This is a genomic window from Bacteroides sp. AM37-9, assembly GCF_003603455.1.
Taxonomy (GTDB): domain Bacteria; phylum Bacteroidota; class Bacteroidia; order Bacteroidales; family Bacteroidaceae; genus Bacteroides; species Bacteroides xylanisolvens.
In genome coordinates this window covers 1-3041 of the sequence record NZ_QTNF01000076.1, presented here as the reverse complement: position 1 = coordinate 3041, position 3041 = coordinate 1, and the positions used below count along the sequence as shown (strand labels likewise).

The window sequence follows — 3041 nt, the reverse complement described above, 5'->3', positions numbered from 1 at the left end:
TCGGCTGAAAGACAGCCGATAAAATTGGCGTGGCGGAAAATAGTATGGTTACAGTGAGATAATTTTTTTTTGGGGGCATCTTTATTCCATTGTTGCTCCTTTTAATATTGAGAGTTATATCGTCAAATTACAATGCTTTTGTCAGAGTGAAACAATCGATATCCGGTGCCCAGTTGTAACTATTACCCATGCGAATGGTGTTATATCCTGCTTTTAGTTCAACGGGAACTGTGATTTCGTTATGGTTATTATCCTCTCCCAAAGAATCTATTTTGGTAATAATGCCGTTGACATCCAGTTCTATTTGGCGTCCTTTACCGTATGAGTAATGGATAGTCATGTTGTAGCGTCCGCCATCTTCGCTATACACTTCCTTCCATTCGGCATAATTTTCCGGTTGTCCACCCAGGAAACCTACTTTCATTTTGCCGGAAGCTTCTTTGTCATTGGCATAAAGAATACCTTTAGGATTTTTACCTAGGTCATTGAAAAGAGGCAAGTAAGCCCATTCTGCTTCGTACAGAGTCGGTTCCAGACGGGTTTCGCCTTCCATACGGAGGAACATGGCACTGTGTGCCGGAAGCGTTTGTTCGAATGTGCCGGAGAAGCTGCCTAAATCGTTATGTTTTACGAGATCACGTACTTTTACGTTTCCTCCAAATTCCAATGAAGAGAACGGGACGGAGAAACTGCATACGGTATCGGAAGGATTGTAGAGAGCCACAGCACGTACGTTTCCACGTTTCTGCTCAATATCTTTCACAAGTACATAACCTTCATTTTCATGTTGCGCTACGTATGCCTGCAAACCTAGCGGGTCTTGGTTGAGGGCAATCAATTCTTTGTTTTTCAGCAGTTCGAGAGAAGATTCCGGTATGTTTTCCAGGTTACATCCAATAAGCAAAGGAGAGCTCATGATACACCATAAACCGAAATGAGCTTCTTCTTCTGTCGGGGTAAGACCTTGTCCGCCCACTTTGCTGTCGTTACGGAATCCGATAACCATCATATCCATGTCATTGTAATGTCCGTTGCCGGCATAGGCAGACAGGTAAAGATTCTTGCCGACTACATATCTTAATGAGCCCCAATGTGCGTTAATATCACCGCTGATACGCCAGGAGGTTGCTGCGTCTTTGGCCCAAGTACCCGGGAAGGCCCATCGGCAGATATTGATGGAAGCATCTTTGTTCACTTTGTCTATACTGTTCCGGATTGAAGTGTAGCGTTCCTTTTCATTAAGTCCCAGCGCATCTCCTCCGCAATAGTCAATTTTGATAAAGTCGAAACCCCAGTCGCCAAAGTATAATTGGGCGTCTTGTGGTTCATGCCCGTAGATACCTGCTCCTATACCTGCAGTGTCATTGTCCCACATGGAACCGCACGTACTATTACCCGCATCGGTATAAAGGCCGGCTTTCATTCCCAGGCTGTGAATATGATCCGCCACCGGTTTCATGCCGTTCGGGAAGCGTTTTTCATTTGCAAGCATTATTCCGTTGTCGTCACGTTTTCCGAAATAGCCATCATCAACATTGACATAATGATATCCGACATCTTTCAGACCTTTTTCCACCATCAGGTCAGCCTGGTGTTTGATAATGTCTTCACTGATGTCTACACGAAACGCATTCCATGAACTCCATCCCATGATAGGAGGATTGACTGCCTTTTCATTTTCCGAAAGAGTGGTTTGAGTCTTTGTACAACTGATGCACATAAAAGAAGCTACTGCTACTGTAAAGAGATAAATCCTGTTTCTCATGATATAATGGGTTGGTGTTTTTTTGGCTCAGTCTGAAAACTTGGGGGATTAATTTTTGTCAATTCCCTTCATGCATATACCTTTGCTAGCCTAAAAAGGAAGAAGCTCATATCCACTACTCCTCTAAATGATGCCCTAAATGCTTTGATTTTAGCATTAAATGCTTCCGCTGCTGCATTTGTACTCCTGTTCACAAAGAAGTTCAGAATCCTTTCATAATGGTTCTCAATAGAGTTTGCTACTGTTGTGAATGTATCGTATCCATATTCTTCAATCTTATTATACCATAGTGCCAGCTTTGCTCTTGCTACATCCTTGTCATAGTTTGTGGAAAAGATCTTTCCCAACTCCAATGAGTAGTAATATACGTGCTTAATATCTTCAAACTGCTTGAAAAGTAATTCTGCCCTGATTTTCTGGCTCTTGGTCCATTTATCAGGTGATTTAAATAATAAATATCTGCTTCTGGCTAATAATTGCCTGAGTGTATCTCCGTTTTCGAGTTCTTCTGCTTTATGTACTTCCCCCTTCTCTTTTGCCGCTTTCATGGCTTTATTCTCCTCTTTTATCACTTGCCATCTATATGTAATACGCAACTCTTGTACCGCTTCGTATACAAGTTTTTGTACATGAAACCTATCAATCACCTGCATGGCACGTGGAAAGCACGTTTTCGCAATCTTTTGCATGCTCCCGGCCATATCCAGTGTAATTTCTTTGACTTGATTACGCAGCTCCTGTGGCATCTTTGTAAGTACCGCAATGATATCATCGGCTTTAGTGCCCTGAATTACAGCTATAATAGAACCTTTCCTACCTCGCTTATCTCTATTTATTAAGATGGTATAAAGATCTCCCTTGCTCAAAGCCGTTTCGTCAATACATAGGCGATAACCCATATTCTTTGGATAAAGGATATACTCTTGGGCATGTGCTCTCTGATCCCAATTCTGGAAGTCACTCAGGTGATCTTTATATTGGCTTTGAAGCTGTTTGCCATCCATACAGTAATGCTCTGCTACACTTTGGCAGCTAACGGCGTGATTATCTAAGTAATTCTTTTAAAAAAGCACCGAACTCAGCGGTTATGCGAGTACCGGTGGCTACCAAACTCCAGTCACGACTATATGTCTGCCCAGTGGAGGGATCTTCCCAGCGACGACGCTTGATACGTAAATAAACGGCTTTACCACGGATAGGGAAGTCCTGAACTTCAATCTCAGGGAGGAAACCTTTTGAGTGAAGATGTAGATCTGAGTACTCAGAAGGAATAGTG

The 3041-nt window shown here is 42.6% G+C and carries 2 protein-coding genes and 1 pseudogene; all 3 read right to left on the bottom strand.

Annotation, left to right across the window (positions count from 1 at the left end; translation table 11 throughout):
* Nucleotides 1–127: 127 nt before the first annotated feature.
* Nucleotides 128–1765: an alpha-galactosidase gene (locus DW862_RS25495; RefSeq protein WP_120071136.1), complete on the bottom strand. Its 1638-nt coding sequence runs from the start codon at nt 1763–1765 to the stop codon at nt 128–130.
* A 68-nt stretch (nt 1766–1833) separates the two neighbouring features.
* Nucleotides 1834–2769: a transposase gene (locus DW862_RS25490; protein ID WP_007483769.1), complete on the bottom strand. Its 936-nt coding sequence runs from the start codon at nt 2767–2769 to the stop codon at nt 1834–1836.
* Between the two features lie 40 nt (nt 2770–2809).
* Nucleotides 2810–3041, bottom strand: a pseudogene (locus DW862_RS25485) (transposase); the annotation flags it as partial.